The 21122-nt window shown below is 66.0% G+C and carries 13 protein-coding genes and 2 pseudogenes; 12 read left to right on the top strand and 3 right to left on the bottom strand.

Going from position 1 to position 21122, the window contains the following annotated elements:
- Positions 1-65: 65 nt before the first annotated feature.
- The gene (locus L0U83_RS12840) at positions 66-2510 is read right to left on the bottom strand and encodes a penicillin-binding protein 1A (RefSeq protein WP_233883136.1); all 2445 of its coding nucleotides are present in this window, start codon (positions 2508-2510) and stop codon (positions 66-68) included.
- A gap of 288 nt (positions 2511-2798) precedes the next feature.
- Between L0U83_RS12840 and pilM the strand changes: the two genes are divergently transcribed.
- From pilM to ugpQ, 8 genes and pseudogenes are all read left to right on the top strand, one after another.
- A complete protein-coding gene (gene pilM, locus L0U83_RS12835; RefSeq protein ID WP_233883134.1) occupies positions 2799-3779 on the top strand; it encodes a type IV pilus biogenesis protein PilM in 981 nt (326 codons plus the stop codon).
- A complete protein-coding gene (locus L0U83_RS12830) occupies positions 3776-4447 on the top strand; it encodes a PilN domain-containing protein (RefSeq protein WP_233883132.1) in 672 nt (223 codons plus the stop codon). The genes pilM and L0U83_RS12830 overlap by 4 nt, the downstream gene beginning before the upstream one ends.
- Positions 4444-5298: a serine/threonine-protein kinase gene (locus L0U83_RS12825; RefSeq protein ID WP_233883131.1), complete on the top strand. Its 855-nt coding sequence runs from the start codon at positions 4444-4446 to the stop codon at positions 5296-5298. The genes L0U83_RS12830 and L0U83_RS12825 overlap by 4 nt, the downstream gene beginning before the upstream one ends.
- Positions 5295-6905 carry a type IV pilus secretin PilQ gene (locus L0U83_RS12820; protein ID WP_233883129.1) on the top strand — a complete coding sequence of 537 codons (1611 nt, stop codon included), beginning with the start codon at positions 5295-5297 and terminating at the stop codon, positions 6903-6905. The genes L0U83_RS12825 and L0U83_RS12820 overlap by 4 nt, the downstream gene beginning before the upstream one ends.
- 131 nt (positions 6906-7036) lie before the next feature.
- The gene (aroK, locus tag L0U83_RS12815) at positions 7037-7591 is read left to right on the top strand and encodes a shikimate kinase AroK (RefSeq protein ID WP_233883896.1); all 555 of its coding nucleotides are present in this window, start codon (positions 7037-7039) and stop codon (positions 7589-7591) included.
- 59 nt (positions 7592-7650) lie between these two features.
- Entirely contained in the window at positions 7651-8733 is a 1083-nt protein-coding gene (gene aroB, locus L0U83_RS12810; RefSeq protein ID WP_233883127.1) for a 3-dehydroquinate synthase, read from the top strand.
- Between the two features lie 151 nt (positions 8734-8884).
- Positions 8885-10021 (top strand): annotated as a pseudogene (locus L0U83_RS12805) (deoxyguanosinetriphosphate triphosphohydrolase); the annotation flags it as partial.
- 52 nt (positions 10022-10073) lie between these two features.
- The gene (gene ugpQ, locus L0U83_RS12800) at positions 10074-10838 is read left to right on the top strand and encodes a glycerophosphodiester phosphodiesterase (RefSeq protein WP_373321052.1); all 765 of its coding nucleotides are present in this window, start codon (positions 10074-10076) and stop codon (positions 10836-10838) included.
- A 21-nt stretch (positions 10839-10859) separates the two neighbouring features.
- Here ugpQ and L0U83_RS12795 read toward each other — a convergent pair whose 3' ends face one another.
- Entirely contained in the window at positions 10860-11237 is a 378-nt protein-coding gene (locus tag L0U83_RS12795; protein WP_233883124.1) for an ElaB/YgaM/YqjD family protein, read from the bottom strand.
- Positions 11238-11612: 375 nt separating this feature from the next.
- The gene (locus tag L0U83_RS12790; protein ID WP_233883123.1) at positions 11613-12332 is read right to left on the bottom strand and encodes an OmpW/AlkL family protein; all 720 of its coding nucleotides are present in this window, start codon (positions 12330-12332) and stop codon (positions 11613-11615) included.
- A 188-nt stretch (positions 12333-12520) separates the two neighbouring features.
- Between L0U83_RS12790 and L0U83_RS12785 the strand changes: the two are divergent.
- The 4 genes and pseudogenes from L0U83_RS12785 to thpR form a co-directional block, all read left to right on the top strand.
- Positions 12521-13210: pseudogene (locus L0U83_RS12785) on the top strand (transposase); the annotation flags it as partial.
- Positions 13211-13856: 646 nt separating this feature from the next.
- Positions 13857-18557 carry a glutamate synthase-related protein gene (locus L0U83_RS12780; RefSeq protein ID WP_233883122.1) on the top strand — a complete coding sequence of 1567 codons (4701 nt, stop codon included), beginning with the start codon at positions 13857-13859 and terminating at the stop codon, positions 18555-18557.
- Between the two features lie 118 nt (positions 18558-18675).
- Entirely contained in the window at positions 18676-20142 is a 1467-nt protein-coding gene (locus L0U83_RS12775) for a glutamate synthase subunit beta (RefSeq protein ID WP_233883121.1), read from the top strand.
- A 405-nt stretch (positions 20143-20547) separates the two neighbouring features.
- Positions 20548-21108: an RNA 2',3'-cyclic phosphodiesterase gene (gene thpR / locus L0U83_RS12770; protein WP_233883120.1), complete on the top strand. Its 561-nt coding sequence runs from the start codon at positions 20548-20550 to the stop codon at positions 21106-21108.
- The last annotated feature ends 14 nt before the right edge of the window (positions 21109-21122 follow it).

The following is a 21122-nucleotide window of genomic DNA, read 5'->3' as shown; positions in this document are numbered from 1 at the left end:
AAAAAATGACGGGCGCCAGTTGAAAAGCTGGCGCCCGTTTTCCATTGCCGCGGTTCCTGCGAGCTTCAGTGCCCGCGGAACAGATTCATGATGTCTTCTTTTTCCTTCGCGTTCACGTGCTCGGGCGTGGGCGCGGCACCCGCGGAGTCAGCGCCACCCTCGCCCGATGTGCCGCTCGCCGAAGCCTCGAGCGCCGCCTGACTGATGCCCACCGTCGAGACGAAACCGTGTCCCGGCGTCGCGTCGGCGTAGTAGAGTTCGTCGCCGAGCGTGATGACGCCGTCCGGCATCGCCATCTTGTACTCGGGCACGCCGTTGAGCGCCTTTTGCATGTAGTCGATCCACACCGGCAGCGCGAGGCCGCCGCCCGTTTCCTTGTCGCCCAGGCTGCGCGGGTTGTCGTAGCCGATCCACGCGATCGCGGCCAGCGTGTGCTGGAAGCCCGCGAACCACGCGTCGCGCGAGTCGTTGGTCGTCCCGGTCTTGCCGCCCAGGTCAGTGCGCTTGAGGACGTTCGACTTCGCGCCCGTGCCGCGCTGCGCCACGCTCTGCAATAGGCTGTTCATGATGTACGCATTGCGCGGGTCGATCGCGCGCGGCGCGTTCTGCTCGGCCACGAGAGGCTGCGCCTGGGCGACCACCATGCCGCGCTGGTCGGTGACCTCGGCGATCAGATACGGATTCACGCGATACCCGCCGTTGGCGAACACCGAGTAGCCGGCGGCCATTTGCAAGGGCGTGACGAGACCCGCGCCGAGCGCCATCGGCAGGTAGGCCGGATGCCGGTCGGCGTCGAAGCCGAAATGCGTGATGTACTGCTGCGCGTACTTCGTGCCGATGTGGTTGAGGATGCGGATCGATACGAGGTTCTTCGACTTCATGAGCGCCGTGCGCATGCTCATGGGGCCGTCGAAACCGCCGCCGTAGTTCTTCGGTTCCCACGGCTGACCGCCCGTTTCGGCGGCGCTGAAGAAAAGCGGCGCGTCGTTGATGACGGTCGCCGGCCCGAGGCCCTTGTCGAGCGACGCGGAGTAGATGAACGGCTTGAAGCTCGAACCCGGTTGGCGCCACGCTTGGGTCACGTGGTTGAACTTGTTCTTGTTGAAGTCGAAGCCGCCCACGAGCGCGCGGATCGCGCCGTCCTGCGGCACGATAGAGATGAATGCGCCTTCGATTTGCGGCAACTGCGTGATCGACCACTCGCCTGCGTTGTTGCGCGCCACGCGGATGATCGCGCCCGGCCGGATTTTCTGCGACGGCTGGGCCCGCGCGCTCAGCGCGAATTGCGCGAAGCGCAGCCCGTCGCCGGTGATGCTCGTGGTGTTGCCGTCCATGAACGTGGCCCGCACTTCTTTCGGGCTTGCCGCCGTCACAACTGCTGCAACGAGTTCGCCGTTGTCGGGGTGCTCGACGAGCGCGTCGTCGATGGCTTGCTCGCGCTCGTCGGTATCCGTGGGCAAGTCGAGGAACGCCTCGGGCCCGCGATAGCCGTGGCGCCGCTCGTAGTCCATCAGCCCCTTGCGCAGCGCGCGATAGGCAACGTCCTGATCGGCGGAGTCGATGGTCGTGACGACGTTCAGCCCGCGCGTGTACGCCTCCTCGTGGTACTGCGCGTACATCATCTGACGCACCATTTCCGCTACGTACTCGGCGTGGACGCTGAATTCCTTGCCAGCGCCCTTGACGACGAGCGGTTGCGCCGCGGCCTCGTCGTATTGCTGCTGGGTGATGTAGTGCAGCTCGAGCATGCGCTGGAGGATGTACTCCTGGCGCACCTTCGCCCGCTTCGGATTGACGACGGGGTTATAGGCCGACGGCGCCTTGGGGAGCCCTGCCAGCATCGCGCATTCGGCGAGCGAGAGATCTTTCAGATCCTTTCCGAAGTACACGCGCGCGGCGCTCGCAAAGCCATACGCGCGCTGTCCCAGATAGATCTGATTCATGTACACCTCGAGAATCTGATCCTTCGAGAGCTTCGACTCGATCTTGTAGGCGAGGAGCATCTCGTAAATCTTGCGCGTATAGGTCTTTTCGCTCGAAAGGAAGAAGTTGCGCGCCACCTGCATGGTGATCGTGCTGGCGCCCTGAGTGGCGTGGCCGTTGGTGAGCGCGACGAAGCCCGCGCGCGCGATGCCGGCGAGATCGACGCCGCCGTGATCGTAGAAGCGTGCGTCTTCGATGGCCAGAATGGCCTTCTTCAGGTTATCGGGCACATCCCGGAAATGGACGACATCGCGCCGCTCCTCGCCGAATTCGCCGATCAGTACGTGGTCGCGCGTGTAGATGCGCAGCGGCACCTTCGGGCGATAGTCGGTGAGTGCCTCGAGCGACGGCAGGTTGGGCGTCGCGACGACGAGCGCGTAGCCGAGCACCAGCGCCGCGCACACCACGCCGGCGAAGATGAGGCCGAAAAAGGCGATCAGCAGCGTGGCCCACCACGGGCGCTTGCGCCGCCGGGGCGGCTCGGGCGGCGTGGAAGGCGGTACGGACGAAGGAAGCTGATCTTGCATACGAACACCAGAAAAACGGTCCCGCGATTATAGCCGCCGCTCGCCCGCGGGCTTTCGAGATGCTTACATCGACGGCGCAAGCGAGCACGCAACCCGCTGGTTCTGTCGACGCCGTTGCTGACGCGTTTGCCGATATTGGCACTGTAGACGCGCCCCTCGCGCGTGGATAGCGCTTACGTCGACCGTTAGCCGTTCGGCGGAGTATTCGTGCGTCGCTCCGGTTTGCACAATTTCCCCATCGACGCGCTGCGAACGGTTTGCGGCGCGCGGACGTACGGGAGGGATGCGATGGGTTTCGGGAATCCGGTGTTGCTGGGCGCGCGCCGCTTTGCCGCGGGCGTGGATCTGGGCGCGCGAGGCGTCACGCTGGTGGTGTTGAGCCAGCGCATTGTCGGGGCGGGCCCGGTCCGCCTCGAATGGCTGGCGAGCGCGCCGCTCGCGCGCGAGGCGATGGCGGGCGCGGAGGTCGTCGACCGGGTGGCCATCGTCGCGGCGCTTCGCAGCGTGTTTGGCGAGTTGCCGCGCGCGAGCGCCGCGGCGTCACTGCGGTGTGCCATGGCGATGCCCACGAGCGCGACGCACATCGCGACCGTCCCGCTCGCGCGTCTTGCAACAGCGGGCGCGGCGGACGAGTCCGGCATTCACGCGGCGCTTGAGCCGCACGTGCTGGCGGAGGCGGAACGTGTGGCGGGCATGGAGCGCGGCGAGCTGGCGGTCGACTGGAGCGTGCTGCCGGCCACGCCACGCAGCCACGAAGCGCAGGTCATGATCGCGGCGACGGCGCGGCACCATCTCGAAGCGCGCATCGAATGCGCGGCAATGGCAGGCATCACGCTGTGCGCCGTGGACGACGAGGCGCACGCCGCGTTGCGCGCCATGCGGCACGCTGCGGCGTACGAGTTGCCGCCGCACGAGCCCTGGGTGGCGATCTGGGTCGGCCCGGAAGGCGTGCACGGCTGGTTTCTCGTCGACGACTCGGTCGTCCGGCACACGCGTTTTCCCGCGCTCGAACATGCCGATCTCGTCGAGGCGCTGCGCGACCTCGTCGACGGCGAGCAGGCCGGCTGCGTGCAGGTCTCGGGTGAGCTTGCCATGTTGCGCGGCGTGAACTTCACGCTGGCCGACATTGGCGACGCGCTGGGCGCGCCGGTGCTGCCCTTTGAATGCGGGCCGCTAGCCGATATCGAGCGGCCGCTCGCGGCAACGCTTTTGCACGATCCGGCGTGCGCGGTGGCGTTCGGACTCGCGTTGCGCGGGGTGGCGGAATGACGCTCGCGCGCGCCGTGCGCGTGTTTCCGCGCCGTGCCATCGGCGGATTCAACCTGCTGCCGTGGCGGCAGGGCGCCATCCGCAGGCTGCGTCGCCGGCGCTTGCTCGAATGGGGCGCCGCGGCGCTTGGCGGCTGCGTGTGCGCGCTTGGCGTCGTGCTTTGGCAGCGCGTCGAATTCAGTGCGCTCGAGGCCCGGCGCGAGGTGCTCGAACGGCCGCTGGCGCAGTGGCGCGCACCGCTCGCCGAGGCCCAGCGCCTGACGCGCGAAAGCGAAGCGCGGCGCGTCGGCGATCAACGCGCGCGGCAGTACGCGCGGGCGACGACGCGTTTTCTCGCCCTCGCAGACGCGTTGGCGAGCGACGTGCCGCCTGGCGTCGGCTTGCAGCAGCTCGCGCAGTCAGCCGATGAGACCGATCTGCAGGCGAGCGCGGCGGACGAATCAGCGGCGGCGGCCTGGCTCAGCCGGCTACGCTCGCTGCCCGCTGTAGAAGCCGTGAGCGTGCGCGAACTCAAACGCGGCGCACCCGCTGGTGCTGCACGCGACACTGCGCCCGACAGCGAGCCGATTCGCGTGGCGGCGCATCTCGTCTGGCAAGGCGCGAGCGCCGTGCCGCGGGCCGGCGCTGCGCGAGCGTCGAGCGGTGCCGCGGCGAAGGAGGCGACATGAGCACGATGTCTGCGCACGGGGGACAGGAACGCGGGCTTGTTTCAGCTTCGGCGGCCGCGAGCAAGGCGCGCCGCCGGCTGGCTGTCGCGCTGACGATTGCAGTGCTTGCCTTCGCCGCGGCGAGCGGCGCTTGCATCGTCGGGGACCCGCTTGGCGTGCATGCAGCGCGCACCGCCCTGAAAGACGCTCAAAAGCGGCACGGCGACGCCCGGCAAGTCCTGGCGGGCCTGCCCGCGCTGCGCGAGGCTGCAGCGCGAGCGCCTTCGCCCGCTCTCCGTGCTGGCAATTCCGCCGACGACATTCGCCGTATCTCGCAACTCGCCGCGCAATCGGGCCTCGTGCTGCATGCGCTCGAGCCAGGCGCCGCGGGCGGTGCGCAAACCGAGGCGTTCCGGTCGATCAAGCTCGTCGCGCAAGGCAGCTTCGCGCAACTGCGCGGAATGCTCGAAGGGCTGGCGCGCGAGGCGCCGCTCACGGCGCCATCCGAGCTGGCCATCCGGCGCACGGGAACTGGGTTATCGATCTCGGCGACGTTGCGTGTGTACGATGCGCTTCCCGCTGTGCCGCTGGCGGTGGCGTCTTCTGAAACGGCGTCTCTGGAAGCGGCGGCTCGCGATCCCTTCGCCCACGCGGCGGCGGCCGGGAGCGCGGAAAACGGGTGGCGCCTGGCCGGCATCCTCCAGGATCGGCAGCGGATCGTCGCACTCATGGAAACTCCCGAGGGCGTCGTGGCTGCACGGGCGGGCGACGCGATCGGCGACGCTCGCGTACTGGAAATCGGGCCGGCGCGGGTCGTCGTCGCGGCCGGTGGGACGACGCGCGCGCTAGGCTGGGCGGAGGCAGTGAAATGAGCGCGCTCAAGTGGGGCGCGCGCGTGCTCGGCGCGTTGACGGTGAGCGTCGCCGGGTGTGCTGCATGGGCCGCGGTGCCGTTGCCGCAACCCGTATGGGCGCGTTCGGCGGTGGCGCTCGCACGCTATGAAGCGCCGCCGTTACCCGATGGGGCAGCCGAGCCCGCAGCAACACAGTGGATCGCCAATCCGTTCGTGGGAGGCAGCGATGCTTCTACGCCCGAAGACGGTACTTCCACAAACGCGGACGTCTCCGGCGCGACGCCGCCTGTCGCCCAGCCTTCGCGCGAACCCGCTAGCGATGCGCCGGCGGCCGCGCCGCTTGAAGGGCCGCCCATACCCATGCGCGCGCCGCTGCGCCTTGGCGACGCAGCGGCAGCAAACGATGGATTGCCGCCGGACCGGCCGATCACGCTCAATTTCCAGCGCGCCGAGCTCACAGCCGTTCTGCACGCATTCGCCCAGTTCACGAAGCTCAATATCGTCGCGAGCGAACGTGCGCGAGGCCAGGTGACGCTGCGCCTCGACCGCGTGCCGTGGCGCACGGCGTTCGACCTGCTGCTGGAAGCAAACGGACTTGCGATGTCGCGCATCGGCGATGTGATCTGGGTCGCGCCCGCTGCCGAGGTGGCCGCGCGCGAGCGGCAGCGTTACGAGGCGCACGCCCGCGCCGCGGAGCTGGAGCCGCTCGCAAGCCGCTCGTTCGAGTTGCATTACGCGCGGGCCGAGGATTTGCGCCGGTTCCTGACGGGCTCGGGCACGCAGCGCGCACTGTCGAAGCGCGGCATGGCGGTTGCGGACACGCGCACGAACCTCTTGTTCGTCACCGACCTGCCGGCGCGACTCGACCAGATCGGCGAGCTGGTGCGGCGGCTCGATGCGCCGGCGCGCCAGGTGCTGATCGAGGCGCGCATCGTCGAGGGCGACGAGGGGCTCTCGCGTGAGCTGGGCGTACGTCTTGGCGTGATGCCGGTGAGTGTGGACGGCACGACGGCCCGCGGCCTGACAGCGGGAGCGGACGGCACGGCCTACGACCTCGCAGCGGGCCCGATCTCCGGCTTCGAGGCCGCGGGCCTCGGCCTCACACTGCTGGCCGCGCGTGCCACGCGCCTGCTCGACATCCAGTTGACTGCTCTCGAAGCCGAAGGGCGCGGGCGCGTGGTGTCGAGTCCGCGCGTCGTCACCGCCGACCGCACGAAGGCAGTCGTCGAGCAGGGCACGGAGCTGCCTTATCAGGCCAAGGTCGGACAGGGCGTTTCGGGCGTGCAGTTCCGCCGCGCAAGCCTGAAACTCGAAGTCGAGCCGCAGATCACACCCGATGGTCGCGTGATCCTCGACCTCGACGTGGCGAAGGACAGTGTCGGCGAGCAAACGGCCGCCGGGCCTGCGATCAACACCAAACACGTGCAGACGCGCGTGGAAATCGAGGACGGCGGCACGGTCTCGATCGGCGGTATAGACGCGACGGATGACCGCGATGATGTGACGCGGGTGCCACTCCTGGGCAAAATACCGGTTCTGGGCGCGCTTTTTTCGCATCGCGCGCACCGGGATCAGCGCAGCGAGCTGGTAGTTTTCATCACGCCGCGTGTCGTGGAGTCGGATTGACCCTCATTAACCGGGCAAACCCGTTGTAAGTGCGCAGGCTCGCGCTTGCGGGGCCGGAACGACAGGGCCGCAGGCTCGACAACGCCGCCGCTTTGCCAGTAAGCTGCGGCACCAACCTTTCGTAGGAAACGCTGCAAGTGCGGGACGCAAACGCCAATGTATTTTTCGTAGGGCTCATGGGCGCCGGCAAGACGACCGTGGGCCGGGCGGTCGCGCGCCGGTTGGAGCGTCCGTTCTTCGACTCCGATCACGAGATCGAGGCGCGCACGGGCGCGCGCATCCCGGTGATCTTCGAGCTCGAAGGCGAAGCGGGCTTTCGCGACCGCGAAGCCCAGATGATCGAAGAGCTGACGGGCCGCGAAAACATCGTCCTCGCCACAGGCGGCGGCGCAGTGCTGCGGCCCGAGAATCGCGAGGCGCTCAAGGCGCGCGGCTTCGTCGTGTATTTGCGCGCGCATCCGCACGATCTGTGGCTGCGCACGCGGCGTGACAAGAACCGCCCGCTTCTGCAAACCGAAGACCCCAAGGCGCGGCTCGAAGCGCTTTACGAAGTGCGCGACCCGCTTTATCGCGAAGTCGCGGACTTCGTGATCGAAACCGGCCGGCCCTCCGTCAACGGACTCGTCAACATGGTGCTGATGCAGCTCGACATGGCCGGCGTCGCGCGGGCCACGGCGCGCGAGTAGGGCGCCGCGCAGTATCCCGTAGGCCAGGCAACGCATCGGAAACCCACAAGATTCAGAGCATGATTACCGTCAACGTCGAACTGGGCGACCGCGCCTACCCCATCCATATCGGCTCCGGCCTGATCGGCCAGACGGCGCTCTTCGCGCCCCATATCGCCGGCAAGTCGGTGACGATCGTGACGAACACCGTCGTCGATCCGCTCTACGGCGAGACGCTGCGCGCCGCGCTAGCGCCGCTCGGCAAAGACGTCAACACGGTGGTGCTGCCCGACGGCGAGGCGCACAAGAACTGGGAAACGCTCAACGAGATCTTCGACGCGCTGCTCACCTCGCGCGCCGACCGCAAGACCACGCTCATCGCGCTGGGCGGCGGCGTCACGGGCGACATGACGGGCTTCGCGGCCGCCTGCTACATGCGCGGCGTGCCGTTCATCCAGGTGCCGACCACATTGCTTTCGCAGGTCGACTCGTCGGTGGGCGGCAAAACCGGCATCAATCATCCGCTCGGCAAGAACATGATTGGCGCGTTCTACCAGCCGCAAGCCGTTATCGCCGATATCGGCGCGCTTGCCACGCTGCCGGAGCGCGAACTGGCAGCGGGCATCGCCGAAGTCATCAAGACCGGCGCGATCGCCGACGCTGAATTCTTCGACTGGATCGAAGCCAACGTCGAGGCGCTCAACCGCTGCGAGCCGCAAGCGCTCGCGCACGCGGTCAAGCGCTCGTGCGAGATCAAGGCCTCGGTCGTGGCCACCGACGAGCGCGAAGGCGGCCTGCGCGCCATCCTCAACTTCGGCCACACGTTCGGCCATGCGATCGAGGCCGGGCTCGGCTACGGCGAGTGGCTGCATGGCGAGGCGGTGGGCTGCGGCATGGTGATGGCGGCGGATCTCTCGGTGCGCATGGGCATGCTGGATGAAGCGTCGCGTGCGCGCCTCGTGCGCGTGGTCGAAGCCGCGAAGCTGCCGGTACGCGCGCCCGCGCTCGGCGCCGACCGCTACGTCGAGCTGATGCAGGTCGACAAGAAGGCCGAGGGCGGGGCGATCAAGTTCATCCTGCTCAAGCGTTTTGGCGAGACACACATCGGCCGCGCGCCCGACGAAGCCGTGCAGGCCACGCTCGCCGCCGCGACGCAGAGCTGACGCGCCGCCGGCGATAACCCCTTGCGGAGGAACGGTGAGCGACACCCGCAGCGATAACCGTAGTGATCCCCGTAGTGATACTCGCAGTGATCCTGATAGCGATCGTGGTAGTGATCTCCGTTCTCAGAGCGCCGACGCCAGCGCCGCGCTAGTCGCGTCGCTCGAGGCGGGCCTCGCGCCTTACGCGGCGCACGCGTCGCGCTCGCGCGGGCGGCGCTATCCCGAGCCGCCGCCTGCCGCGCGCAGCGAATTCCAGCGCGACCGCGACCGCATCGTCCATTCCACGGCGTTTCGCCGCCTCGAATACAAGACCCAGGTCTTCGTGAACCACGAGGGCGATCTCTTTCGCACGCGGCTCACGCACAGCCTGGAAGTCGCGCAGATCGCACGCTCGGTGGCCCGCAACCTGCGCGTGAACGAGGATCTGGTCGAAGCGATCTCGCTCGCGCACGACCTCGGCCATACGCCGTTCGGCCATGCGGGCCAGGACGCGCTCAACGAGTGCATGCGTGATCACGGCGGCTTCGAACACAATCTGCAGAGCCTCGCGGTCGTGGACGAACTCGAAGAGCACTACGGCGCGTTCGATGGCCTGAACCTGTGCTTCGAGACGCGCGAAGGCATTCTCAAGCACTGCTCGCGCGAGCATGCGCGTCGGCTGGGCGATCTGGGCGAGCGTTTTCTGCTCGGCCGGCAGCCATCCATCGAAGCGCAGATCGCCAACATCGCCGACGAGATCGCCTACAACAACCACGACGTCGACGATGGCTTGCGTTCGGGCCTGCTCACCATCGAGCAGCTCGCCGAGGTCGAACTCTGGCAGACGCATTACGACGCCGCGCGCGCCGAATATCCGCAGATCGAGGGCCGCCGGCTGATTCACGAGACGGTGCGGCGCATCATCAACACCTTGATCGTCGATCTGATCGGGCAGACGCGGCGCAATCTCGCCGAGTGCGCGCCACAGTCGCTCGACGACGTGCGCGCGGCACCTCCGCTCGTCGCGCACAGCGAGCGCGTGGCCGCGCAGGCGGCCGCGCTCAAGCGCTTCCTCTACCGCAACCTGTACCGCCACTATCGTGTGATGCGCATGGCCAACAAGGCGCGGCGCGTGGTGAAGGGCTTGTTCGATGCGTTCAGCGAAGACTCGCGCCTGTTGCCGCCCCCGTACCAGACGCAGGACACCGCTGTGCAACCGCGGCTGATCGCGCATTACATCGCGGGCATGACCGACCGCTATGCACTGAAGGAGTACCGTCGTCTTTTCGTCGTCGCCGACGACGTGTGAGCGCGGGACTCGCCCCGCCTCACTGCCCCTGCCGATTTCAGGAGCCCACTTGATCAAGTCCTGGCCGTATCCACGCGTTGCCGCGCACCGAGGGGGCGGCATGCTCGCGCCCGAAAACACGCTGGCGGGTCTGCGTACCGGCGCGAGCCTCGGCCATAAGCTGGTCGAGTTCGACGCCAAGCTGTCTGTGGACAACGTCGCTTTCCTGCTGCACGACGACACGGTCGACCGCACGTCGAACGGTCACGGCGCGGCGGCGGCCATGCGCTATGCGGAGCTTGCCGCGCTGGACGCGGGCAGCTGGCGGGCCGCGCGTTTTGCCGGCGAGCCGATGCCAACGCTCGCGCAAGTTGCCGCGTGTTGTCGTGAGCTGGGTCTCGCGGTGAACGTGGAGATCAAGCCCTGCACGGGCCGTGACGTGGAGACAGGGCGCATCGTCGGCGCTGAAACGGCGCGTCTATGGATGCAAGCGGAGAAAGAGGCGCAGGCGGGCATGCCGCCTTTGCTTTCGTCGTTCTCCTATGCGGCACTCGAAGCGGCGCGCGAGAGTGCGCCGGACCTGCCGCGCGGCCTGCTGTTCGAGCGCGTGCCCGCAGACTGGCGCGAGCAGACCGCGGCGCTCGACTGCGCGTCGCTCCACGCGAGCCATCGCCATCTGGACGAGGCGCTCGTCGAGCGGATCAAGTCGGCGGGGTTTTTCATCCTCGCCTATACGGTGAACGACCTCGACCGCGCGCGCCAGCTCGTGAGCTGGGGCGTCGATACGGTCTGCACGGACCGCATCGACCTGATCGGGCCGCGCGCGCTCGACGCCTGAGGCCCAGCCGGGCGCCCTCGTTCAGCGGGCGCGCGCGAGCAGCGCGCCCACCACCAGCGCCACGCCGCCGACGATCGCCAGGGCCTGCCACGGGTTACGGTGCACGTAGTCGTCCGCGCCGGCAATGGCTGCGTCGGTATGTTCGCGCGCGGCGGCGCGCGCCACTTCGAGCCGCTCGCGAGCGGCGTCGAGACGTTTGCGAATGTCGGCGCGCAGCGCGGCGGCATCGGCCTGGGTTCCTTCGCCCAGCGTGTTTTCCAGCTCGGCGAGCAGATCACGCAACTCGTCGGTGATGTCGGCGGCGGCACTGCGGCCGCGGCGCGCGATGCGCCGCGCGTGGCGGCTAGTGCGCGTCCAGGAATCTCCGAGGGCTTCTCGCGTGTTCGGAAAGGCGCTCATGTATGGCTCCGTCGTTGAAAAGTCACAGGTAAAAGGCTCGCCGCGGCGCGCACGAAAAAGGGCGCGGGAGGGCGAGGGCCGGAGTACAAGTATTGCGCAATTCCGGTGCCCGAGACTTGAACGAGCGCAGCGAGCTTGGCGCAAACGCCCGCCAGACGGGGCTTCGCTCTCTGGTGACAAAACAGGTGATTACGGGGACAGCACGCTTTTTCGCAGAGGCATAGAATCAGGATAAGCCCATGCAAAGGCGGGGAAAATTCGATGGAGACGCTAAGGCGGGAAGGGAACGGTTGGGCGGAAAACGCCGCCCTTCGCCAGGTGCCGCAGGGGCGGGGCGAAGGGCCGGCGCGAGGTAATGCGGGGCGCCGGAGCGCGTTAGAAGTTGTAGCCGACCTTCAGGTACGTCACGAGCGGGTTCAGGTGAATCTTCGATTCCGCGACTCGCTGGGTGCCGAGCTGGTTGTTCAGCGTCGTGTTGTATGTGGCGGTCACGTTGATCGGAATGTACGAGAGCGAGAAACCGGCGAACCAGTGCTTCGTGAAGTTGTAGTTGAAGCCCAGGTTAAATACGGGGGCCCAGGAACGATCCGTCGAAACACTGGTCGGACCCCCAAGCACGCCCTGTTCGAAGGCGCCGTTGGTAATCTTCGCGTCGGTGAACCAGGCGTACGTGACGCCAACGCCGAGGTAAGGACGGAATTTTGCTTCAGGGCTGTTGAAGTAGTACTTGAACAGCAGCGCCGGGCTCCACAGCTTCGCCGTGCCGACCTTGCCGAAGCTGCTGAAGCTGCCGCCGCCGGAAATATCGAACTTCGGCGGAATGCCCAGTTCGGCTTCGGTGGCGAGGTGATCGGTAATGAAGTAGCCGAGGGAGACACCGAGCGTATCGGCCGTACCGATACTGGCACCCGTGTTCGGAATGGCCATGTTGACGGGCGTGCCGCCTACGCTGTCGATCTTGAGCGGGTCGCTGCTGTCTTGCGGCATGAAGCGGAACCAGCCGGTCGTGACGTAGAACGTGTTTGCGGATTGTGCGTGTGCTGCCGTGAAACTGGCGAGCGCGGCGACCCCTGCCAGCGCCTGTTTTAATTTCATATTAATGCTCCTCCATGAAAGGCCCGCTCATTATGAACACAACGTTTGCAACAAACCATACGCGACCGTTAGAGCTTTTTTACTAAGCGCCGCGAGCTTTCCGCCGAAGCCGCATGCCAGCGAGAACTAGCGCTGGTGGGGCCTGGCGGGTCTGCGGGTATTCACCAACGGAACCAGGAAAATCGAGCATGGCACGGCTTGCACGTCTTTATGTTCCCGATCAGCCGCAGCATGTGATCCTGCGCGGACTCGATCAGCAGCCCGCGTTCGTCGATGACCAGGATTACGAACTGTTCATCGACTGCCTGAAGGCCGCGGCGCGCGATCATCATCTGGCGGTTCATGCGTGGGTTTTGATGCCCGGCGCAGTGCAACTGCTCGTCACGCCTTCCGACGAATCCAGCCTGCCTAAGGCAATGCAGGCGGTCGGCCGGCGCTACGTGGCGCATTTCAACCGGCGCTATGCGCGCCGCGGCACGCTCTGGGAGGGGCGCTACCGCGCGACGGTCATCGAGGGCGAGCGCTTCTTCCTGCTGGCGAGCCGCGTCGTCGAGCTCGCGCCGGTGCGCAGTCATCTCGTGACGGCGCCCGAAGACTATCGATGGTCGAGCTACCGGCATCACATCGGCCTGACTGTCGACAGCCTCATCACCGACCATCCGCTGTACTGGGCGCTCGGCAATACGCCGTTCGAGCGTCAGCGCGCGTATCGCGAACTCTGCGAGCAGGCGCTCGACGAACGCGAAACGACGCAGCTCATGCAGGCCACGCTCAAGGGCTGGGTGCTCGGCAGCGATACTTATCGCGATTGGGCGTCGCGCACAGCGAACCGGCGCGTTTCGCCGTTGCCGCGCGGGCGCCCGCGCAAGGTGCGCGAAGCGCCGGGCACGCCCGCGGCGGCTCCGGGCGCAATTGGCGCGGCGGCCACAGCGAGCGCGGCTTCGACGCCTGCGTCCGGATCAGGTGGCGGCACCGGTCAGTCCACTGGTCATGCTGCCGATCAATCTGGCCCCCATTCGACCTCGCACCCTGATGCCAATTCAGCCGGTTCTGCCGCGACGCATGGGGGTGGTCACGCCGGGAGTGGTTCAGCTACAACATCAGGTGGAAATACGGGGGGCTCGAGCGGCCATTCCGGCGGTTCGCAGGGTTCCGGTGGCGGTGGCTCGTCGGGATCGGGTTCAGAGCACGAAGAGCGCAAGCCGGGTACTGGCACTCACTGATTGCTTTTCAGATCAAATATTTACGAGATGAACGGCATCTTCGGATGCCGTTTTCTTTTGCCTCAATTTGATATGGAACCAATAAAAAAATGTGCGAATGCACCAACTCGATAATTGGGGTTCGAGCATCACGTTTTATTTGCATCCCCTTGATTCGTCGCGTATATTCGCCTTTCGGCTCTCCTGGGCGCATAACGCGGGAAGCACGTAATACCCCGCGCAACGCCGTACAGCGGTCACGCAAGCGGCGGGAATCAAAGAACACAACGGCTGGCAACAGCCCCACTCTGACGGTGTCCCCATGAACGATCACCAGCAGCGCGCCGCGGTGCCCGCCGCGCAAGGTCTCTATGACCCGCAAAACGAACACGACGCCTGTGGCGTCGGTTTCGTCGCCCATATCAAGGGCAAGAAGAGCCACGAAATCATTCAGCAAGGCCTGAAGATTCTCGAAAACCTCGACCACCGGGGCGCCGTGGGCGCCGATCCGCTGATGGGCGACGGCGCGGGCATCCTGATCCAGATTCCGGACGCGTTCTACCGCGAAGAGATGGCCAAGCAAGGCGTGACGCTGCCGCCGTTTGGCGAGTACGGCGTCGGCATGATCTTCCTGCCGAAGGAACACGCCTCGCGTCTCGCATGCGAGCAGGAACTCGAGCGCACGGTGCGCGCCGAAGGCCAGGTCGTGCTGGGCTGGCGCGACGTGCCGGTCGACCACGCCATGCCGATTTCGCCCACGGTGAAGGCGAGCGAGCCGCTGATCCGCCAGATCTTCATCGGCCGCGGCAAGGACGTGATGGTCACGGACGCGCTCGAGCGCAAGCTGTACATCATCCGCAAGACCGCGAGCCACCGCATCCAGGCGCTCAAGCTCAAGCACGGCAAGGAGTACTTCGTGCCGTCGTGCTCGGCGCGCACGGTCGTCTACAAGGGTCTGCTGCTGGCGGGTCAGGTCGGCGTGTACTACCGCGACCTGCAAGATGAGCGCGTGGTTTCGGCACTGGCGCTCGTGCACCAGCGCTTCTCCACGAACACGTTCCCGGCGTGGGAACTGGCTCACCCGTACCGCATGATCGCCCACAACGGTGAAATCAACACCGTGAAGGGCAACGTGAACTGGCTGAACGCCCGTACCGGCGCGATCGCCTCGCACATGCTCGGCGACGACCTGCCCAAGCTCTGGCCGCTGATCTATCCGGGCCAGTCTGACACCGCTTCGTTCGACAACTGCCTCGAACTGCTGGTGATGGCAGGCTACCCGCTCGTCCACGCGATGATGATGATGATCCCGGAAGCCTGGGAACAGCACACGCTGATGGACGAGAACCGCCGCGCGTTCTACGAATACCACGCCGCGATGATGGAGCCGTGGGACGGCCCCGCTGCGATCGCGTTCACCGACGGACGCCAGATCGGCGCGACGCTCGACCGTAACGGTCTGCGTCCGGCGCGCTACATCGTCACCGACGACGACCTGGTCATCATGGCGTCGGAAGCTGGCACGCTGCCTATTCCCGAGTCGAAGATCGTCAAGAAGTGGCGTCTGCAGCCGGGCAAGATGTTCCTGATCGACATGGAACACGGCCGCATCATCGACGACAAGGAACTCAAGGACAACCTCGCCAACGCCAAGCCGTACAAGAGCTGGATCGACGCCGTGCGCATCAAGCTCGACGAGATCGAGCCGAAGGCGGAAGACGTTGCGACCGCGCGCGCCGAAGCCGCCGCGCTGCTCGACCGTCAGCAGGCGTTCGGCTACACGCAGGAAGACCTGAAGTTCCTGATGGCGCCGATGGCGATGTCGGGTGAAGAGGCTGTCGGTTCGATGGGCAACGACTCGCCGCTGGCGGTCATGTCCAACAAGAACAAGACGCTCTACAACTACTTCAAGCAGCTGTTCGCGCAGGTCACGAACCCGCCGATCGACCCGATCCGCGAGAACATGGTGATGTCGCTCGTGTCGTTCATCGGCCCGAAGCCGAACCTGCTCGACACCAACAACATCAACCCGCCGATGCGTCTCGAAGTGTCGCAGCCGGTGCTCGACTTCAAGGACATCGCGAAGATCCGCGCGATCGAGCAGTACACGGGCGGCAAGTTCAGCAGCTACGAGCTGAACATCTGCTATCCGGTGGCCTGGGGCAAGGAAGGCATCGAAGCGCGTCTGGCGTCGCTGTGCGCGGAAGCCGTCGATGCGGTCAAGTCGGGCTACAACATCCTGATCGTGTCGGACCGCCGCGCGGACCGCGACAACGTCGCGATCCCGGCGCTGCTCGCCACCTCGGCGATCCACTCGCACCTCGTGCAGCACGGTCTGCGCACGAGCACGGGCCTCGTCGTCGAAACGGGTTCGGCCCGTGAAACGCACCACTTCGCGCTGCTCGCCGGTTTCGGCGCGGAAGCCGTGCACCCGTACCTCGCGATGGAAACGCTCGCGCAAATGGCGACGGGCCTCAAGGGCGATTTGTCGGCGGACAAGGCCGTCTACAACTTCACCAAGGCGGTGGGCAAGGGCCTGCTCAAGGTGATGTCGAAGATGGGCATCTCCACGTACATGTCGTATACGGGCGCGCAGATTTTCGAAGCGGTCGGTCTGGCTGACGATCTCATCGCCAAGTACTTCAAGGGCACGGCCTCGAAGGTCGGCGGCATTGGCCTCTTCGAAGTGGCGGAAGAAGCGATCCATCTGCACCGCGATGCGTTCGGCGACAACCCGGTTCTCGCCAACATGCTAGACGCAGGCGGCGAGTACGCGTACCGCGTGCGCGGCGAAGACCACATGTGGACGCCCGACGCGATTGCCAAGCTCCAGCACTCGGCGCGCAGCAACTCGTACCAGACGTACAAGGAATACGCGCACCTGATCAACGATCAGACGAAGCGCCACATGACCTTCCGCGGTCTGTTCGAATTCCGCATCGACCCGGCGCGCGCGATCTCGATCGACGACGTCGAGCCGGCCAAGGAAATCGTCAAGCGCTTCGCGACTGGCGCGATGTCGCTCGGCTCGATTTCGACCGAAGCACACGCCACGCTGGCGGTTGCGATGAACCGTATCGGCGGCAAGTCGAACACGGGTGAGGGCGGCGAAGACGAGAAGCGTTATCGCAACGAGCTCCGCGGCATTCCGATCAAGAACGGCGACACGATGCGTTCGATCATCGGCGAAGAAGTCGTCAAGGACATCCCGCTGAAGGACGGCGACTCGCTGCGTTCGAAGATCAAGCAGGTCGCGTCGGGCCGCTTCGGCGTGTCGGCGGAGTACCTGTCGTCGGCGGACCAGATCCAGATCAAGATGGCGCAGGGCGCGAAGCCGGGCGAAGGCGGTCAGCTGCCGGGCCACAAGGTTTCGGAGTACATCGGCAAACTGCGTTACTCGGTGCCTGGCGTGGGCCTCATTTCGCCGCCGCCGCACCACGACATCTACTCGATCGAAGACCTGGCGCAGCTCATTCACGATCTGAAGAACGTGAACCCGGTTTCGTCGATTTCGGTGAAGCTGGTCTCGGAAGTGGGCGTGGGCACGGTGGCAGCCGGTGTGGCGAAGGCCAAGGCCGACCACGTCGTGATCGCTGGTCACGACGGCGGCACGGGCGCGTCGCCGCTCTCGTCGCTCAAGCACGCTGGCACGCCGTGGGAACTGGGTCTCGCCGAAACGCAGCAAACGCTGGTGCTGAACCAGCTGCGCGGCCGTATTCGCGTGCAGGCCGACGGTCAGATGAAGACGGGCCGCGACGTGGTGATCGGCGCGCTGCTCGGCGCGGACGAATTCGGCTTCGCGACGGCGCCGCTCGTCGTCCAGGGCTGCATCATGATGCGCAAGTGCCACCTGAACACCTGCCCGGTCGGCGTCGCCACGCAAGATCCGGTGCTGCGCGCGAAGTTCTCGGGCCAGCCCGAGCACGTCGTCAACTTCTTCTTCTTCATCGCTGAAGAAGTGCGCGAAATCATGGCGAATCTGGGCATCCGCAAGTTCGACGACCTGGTCGGCCGCGCGGACCTGCTCGACACGCGCAAGGGTGTGGAGCACTGGAAGGCGAAGGGTCTCGACTTCTCGCGCGTGTTCTACCAGCCGCAAGTCGGCGCCGAAGTCGCGCGCATGCATGTGGAGTCGCAGGACCACGGTCTCGACCGCGCGCTCGATCACACGCTGCTCGAGAAGGCGAAGGCCGCGATCGAAACGGGTGAGCACGTCTCGTTCATCCAGCCGGTGCGTAACGTGAACCGCACGGTCGGCGCGATGCTTTCGGGCGTCGTCGCGAAGAAGTACGGCCACGATGGTCTGCCGGAAGACACGATCCACATTCAGTTGAAGGGCACGGCGGGTCAGAGCTTCGGCGCGTTCCTCGCACGTGGCATCACGCTGGACCTCGTGGGCGACGGCAACGACTACGTCGGCAAGGGCCTCTCGGGCGGGCGCATCATCATCCGTCCGACCAACGACTTCCGCGGCAAGTCCGAAGAAAACATCATCTGCGGCAACACGGTGATGTACGGCGCGCTCGAAGGCGAAGCCTTCCTGCGCGGCGTAGCGGGCGAGCGTTTCGCGGTGCGTAACTCTGGCGCGACGGCGGTTGTCGAAGGCACGGGCGACCACGGCTGCGAATACATGACGGGCGGCACGGTGGTCGTGCTTGGCGAAACGGGTCGTAACTTCGCGGCGGGCATGTCGGGCGGTATCGCCTACGTGTACGACCCGGACGGCACCTTCGCTGGCAAGTGCAACAAGTCGATGGTCGCGCTCGAACCGGTCCTGCAACAGGCCGAACAGGAGCGCACCGTGGATCGCGCACTGTGGCACACGGGCCAGACCGACGAAGCGCTGCTCAAGGGACTCGTCGAGCGTCACTTCCAGTTCACGGGCTCGCCGCGCGCGAAGGCGCTGCTCGAAAACTGGGATGCGGCGCGCCGCCAGTTCGTGAAGGTGTTCCCGACGGAATACAAGCGCGCACTGGGCGAACTCGGCGCGAAGAAGGCGAACCAGGAAGAACTGGCCGCCTGATTTGCGGACTGAGCCGCAAGACGACGACTGAACGAAGACGAAGCGCCCGCCGCGCGACAAGATGCGCGGCGGCGGGCGCGGTCCCCTCACCGAATAGATAGAGATAGACGAGAACCATATGGGTAAGGCAACCGGTTTTCTCGAGTTCGAGCGCCAGCATGAGGCGTACGAAGCACCGCTCACGCGCGTGAAGCACTACAAGGAATTCGTGGCGGCGCTCTCCGACGCCGACGCGAAGATCCAGGGCGCACGCTGCATGGACTGCGGCATCCCGTTCTGCAACAACGGCTGCCCGGTCAACAACATCATTCCGGACTTCAACGACCTCGTGTTCCGCCAGGACTGGAAGAGCGCGATCGACGTCCTGCATTCCACGAACAATTTCCCCGAGTTCACGGGCCGCATCTGCCCGGCGCCCTGCGAAGCGGCGTGCACGCTCGGCATCAACGACGATCCGGTCGGCATCAAGTCGATCGAGCACGCGATCATCGACAAGGCATGGGCCGAAGGCTGGGTCGCGCCGCACGTCGCGAAGCACAAGACGGGCAAGAAGGTTGCCGTGGTCGGTTCGGGTCCCGCAGGCCTCGCCGCCGCGCAGCAACTCGCGCGCGCAGGCCATGACGTGACGGTGTTCGAGAAGAATGATCGCGTCGGCGGCCTGCTGCGTTACGGCATCCCTGACTTCAAGCTGGAGAAGTGGCTGATCGACCGCCGCATGCGCCAAATGGAAGCCGAAGGCGTGACGTTCCGTACCAATGTTTTCATCGGCAAGGGCGAACTGCCTGACTACATCGGCAACACGGCGAAGGAAACGATCTCGCCGGACGAGCTGAAGGAACAGTTCGATGCCGTGGTGATCGCGGGCGGTTCGGAAACGCCGCGTGATCTGCCGGTGCCGGGCCGCGAACTCGAAGGCATCTACTACGCCATGGAGTTCCTGCCGCAGCAGAACAAGGTCAACGCCGGCGACAAGGTGCCGAACCAGTTGCTCGCCAAGGGCAAGCATGTGGTCGTGATCGGCGGCGGCGATACGGGTTCCGACTGCGTGGGCACCTCGAACCGTCACGGCGCGAAGAGCGTCACGCAGTTCGAACTGCTGCCGCAGCCGCCCGAGGAAGAGAACAAGCCGCTCGTGTGGCCGTACTGGCCGATCAAGCTGCGCACGTCGTCGTCGCACGACGAAGGCTGTTCGCGCGACTGGTCGATCGCGACCAAGCGCCTCGAAGGCAAGAACGGCAAGATCGAGAAGCTGATCGCCGCGCGCGTGGAGTGGAAGGACGGCAAGATGGTCGAAGTGCCGGGTTCGGAATTCGAAATGAAGGCCGATCTCGTGCTGCTCGCGATGGGCTTCACGCAGCCGGTTTCGCCGGTGCTCGAAGCATTCGGCGTCGAGAAGGATGCGCGCGGCAACGTGCGTGCCTCGACTGAAGGCGAAAAGGCGTACTACACGTCGGTCGACAAGGTCTTCACGGCTGGCGATATGCGCCGCGGCCAGTCGCTCGTGGTGTGGGCGATCCGTGAGGGCCGCCAGTGTGCACGTTCCGTCGATGCGTACCTGATGGGCAGCTCGGAGTTGCCGCGCTAAGGCCGGATCTGGGACCAGAGTAAGCGCTAAAGCGCTAACTCTGGTCGACACGTGAGGGCCGCCAGTGTGCACGTTCCGTCGATGCGTACCTGATGGGCAGCTCGGAGTTGCCGCGCTAAGGCCGGATCTGGGACCAGAGTAAGCGCTAAAGCGCTAACTCTGGTCGACACGTGAGGGTCGCCAGTGTGCACGTTCCGTCGATGCGTACTTGATGGGCAGTTCGGAGCTGCCGCGCTAAATCCGGTGTGTCCCGCAATAGACGGGACACACGGGAGACGGCAGGAGACACAATGACAGAAGCCGGGCACCCGCGAGGGTGACCCGGCTTTTTTACGTGCGTGCCACTTACGCTGACAGACAGGGTTACCATGACGCGATTGCCCGACCGAACGAGGCCCGCCGATCATGTCCGAAGCCCGCGAGACCGATCGTGACACGCAGCAATGGCGGCGCTGCTTCATCGCGCTTGCGCCCACTGCGGCGTCGCGCGATGCGCTCGCCGCGCTGGACGTGCCGTCCAACGCACGGCGCGTACCCTACGCGCAACTCCATCTGACCGTGACGTTCATCGGCGCGATGTCGTTCGACCAGGGGGACGTGCTTTCGCGGCGGCTCGCGGAGCACGCGCCGCTCATCCCGCCCGCGCCGGTCACGCATATCGAATGCTGGCCGGGACGCGCGCATCCGCGTCTCATGGTGGCCGTGCTTGCGATGTCGGACGCATTCACGGCGCTCGACTGGCGCGTGCGCTCGCTAATGGGAGACTTGGGATTGCCGCTCGACGCGCGAGCGTTCCGCCCGCACGTGACGCTCGCGCGCTTCGCGCGCGACGCCGTGGGTGCGCCGGCAGCAAGTGGCGGCGAAGCGCTGCCGCCGTTGTGCTTCGAGTCGTTGGTGCTGTATTCGAGCACGCTCGCGCGGCAGGGCGCGCGCTACGAGGCGTTGGCGAGCGTTGCGCTCGCGTGAAGGCGCCGCCGCGC

This window comes from Paraburkholderia flagellata (assembly GCF_021390645.1).
Taxonomy (GTDB): Bacteria; Pseudomonadota; Gammaproteobacteria; order Burkholderiales; family Burkholderiaceae; genus Paraburkholderia; species Paraburkholderia flagellata.
Note: the sequence above shows the minus strand (reverse complement) of the source record. Positions and strands in the feature narration are given on the sequence as shown.

Coding starts and splice junctions, on each gene's coding strand:
- L0U83_RS12825 (WP_233883131.1), top strand. CDS start 4,444: ATGAGCACGATGTCTGCGCACGGGGGACAGGAACGCGGGCTTGTTTCA.
- L0U83_RS12820 (WP_233883129.1), top strand. CDS start 5,295: ATGAGCGCGCTCAAGTGGGGCGCGCGCGTGCTCGGCGCGTTGACGGTG.
- L0U83_RS12830 (WP_233883132.1), top strand. CDS start 3,776: ATGACGCTCGCGCGCGCCGTGCGCGTGTTTCCGCGCCGTGCCATCGGC.
- L0U83_RS12780 (WP_233883122.1), top strand. CDS start 13,857: ATGAACGATCACCAGCAGCGCGCCGCGGTGCCCGCCGCGCAAGGTCTC.
- pilM (WP_233883134.1), top strand. CDS start 2,799: ATGGGTTTCGGGAATCCGGTGTTGCTGGGCGCGCGCCGCTTTGCCGCG.
- L0U83_RS12790 (WP_233883123.1), bottom strand. CDS start 12,332: ATGAAATTAAAACAGGCGCTGGCAGGGGTCGCCGCGCTCGCCAGTTTC.
- aroB (WP_233883127.1), top strand. CDS start 7,651: ATGATTACCGTCAACGTCGAACTGGGCGACCGCGCCTACCCCATCCAT.
- L0U83_RS12840 (WP_233883136.1), bottom strand. CDS start 2,510: ATGCAAGATCAGCTTCCTTCGTCCGTACCGCCTTCCACGCCGCCCGAG.
- L0U83_RS12795 (WP_233883124.1), bottom strand. CDS start 11,237: ATGAGCGCCTTTCCGAACACGCGAGAAGCCCTCGGAGATTCCTGGACG.
- L0U83_RS12775 (WP_233883121.1), top strand. CDS start 18,676: ATGGGTAAGGCAACCGGTTTTCTCGAGTTCGAGCGCCAGCATGAGGCG.
- thpR (WP_233883120.1), top strand. CDS start 20,548: ATGTCCGAAGCCCGCGAGACCGATCGTGACACGCAGCAATGGCGGCGC.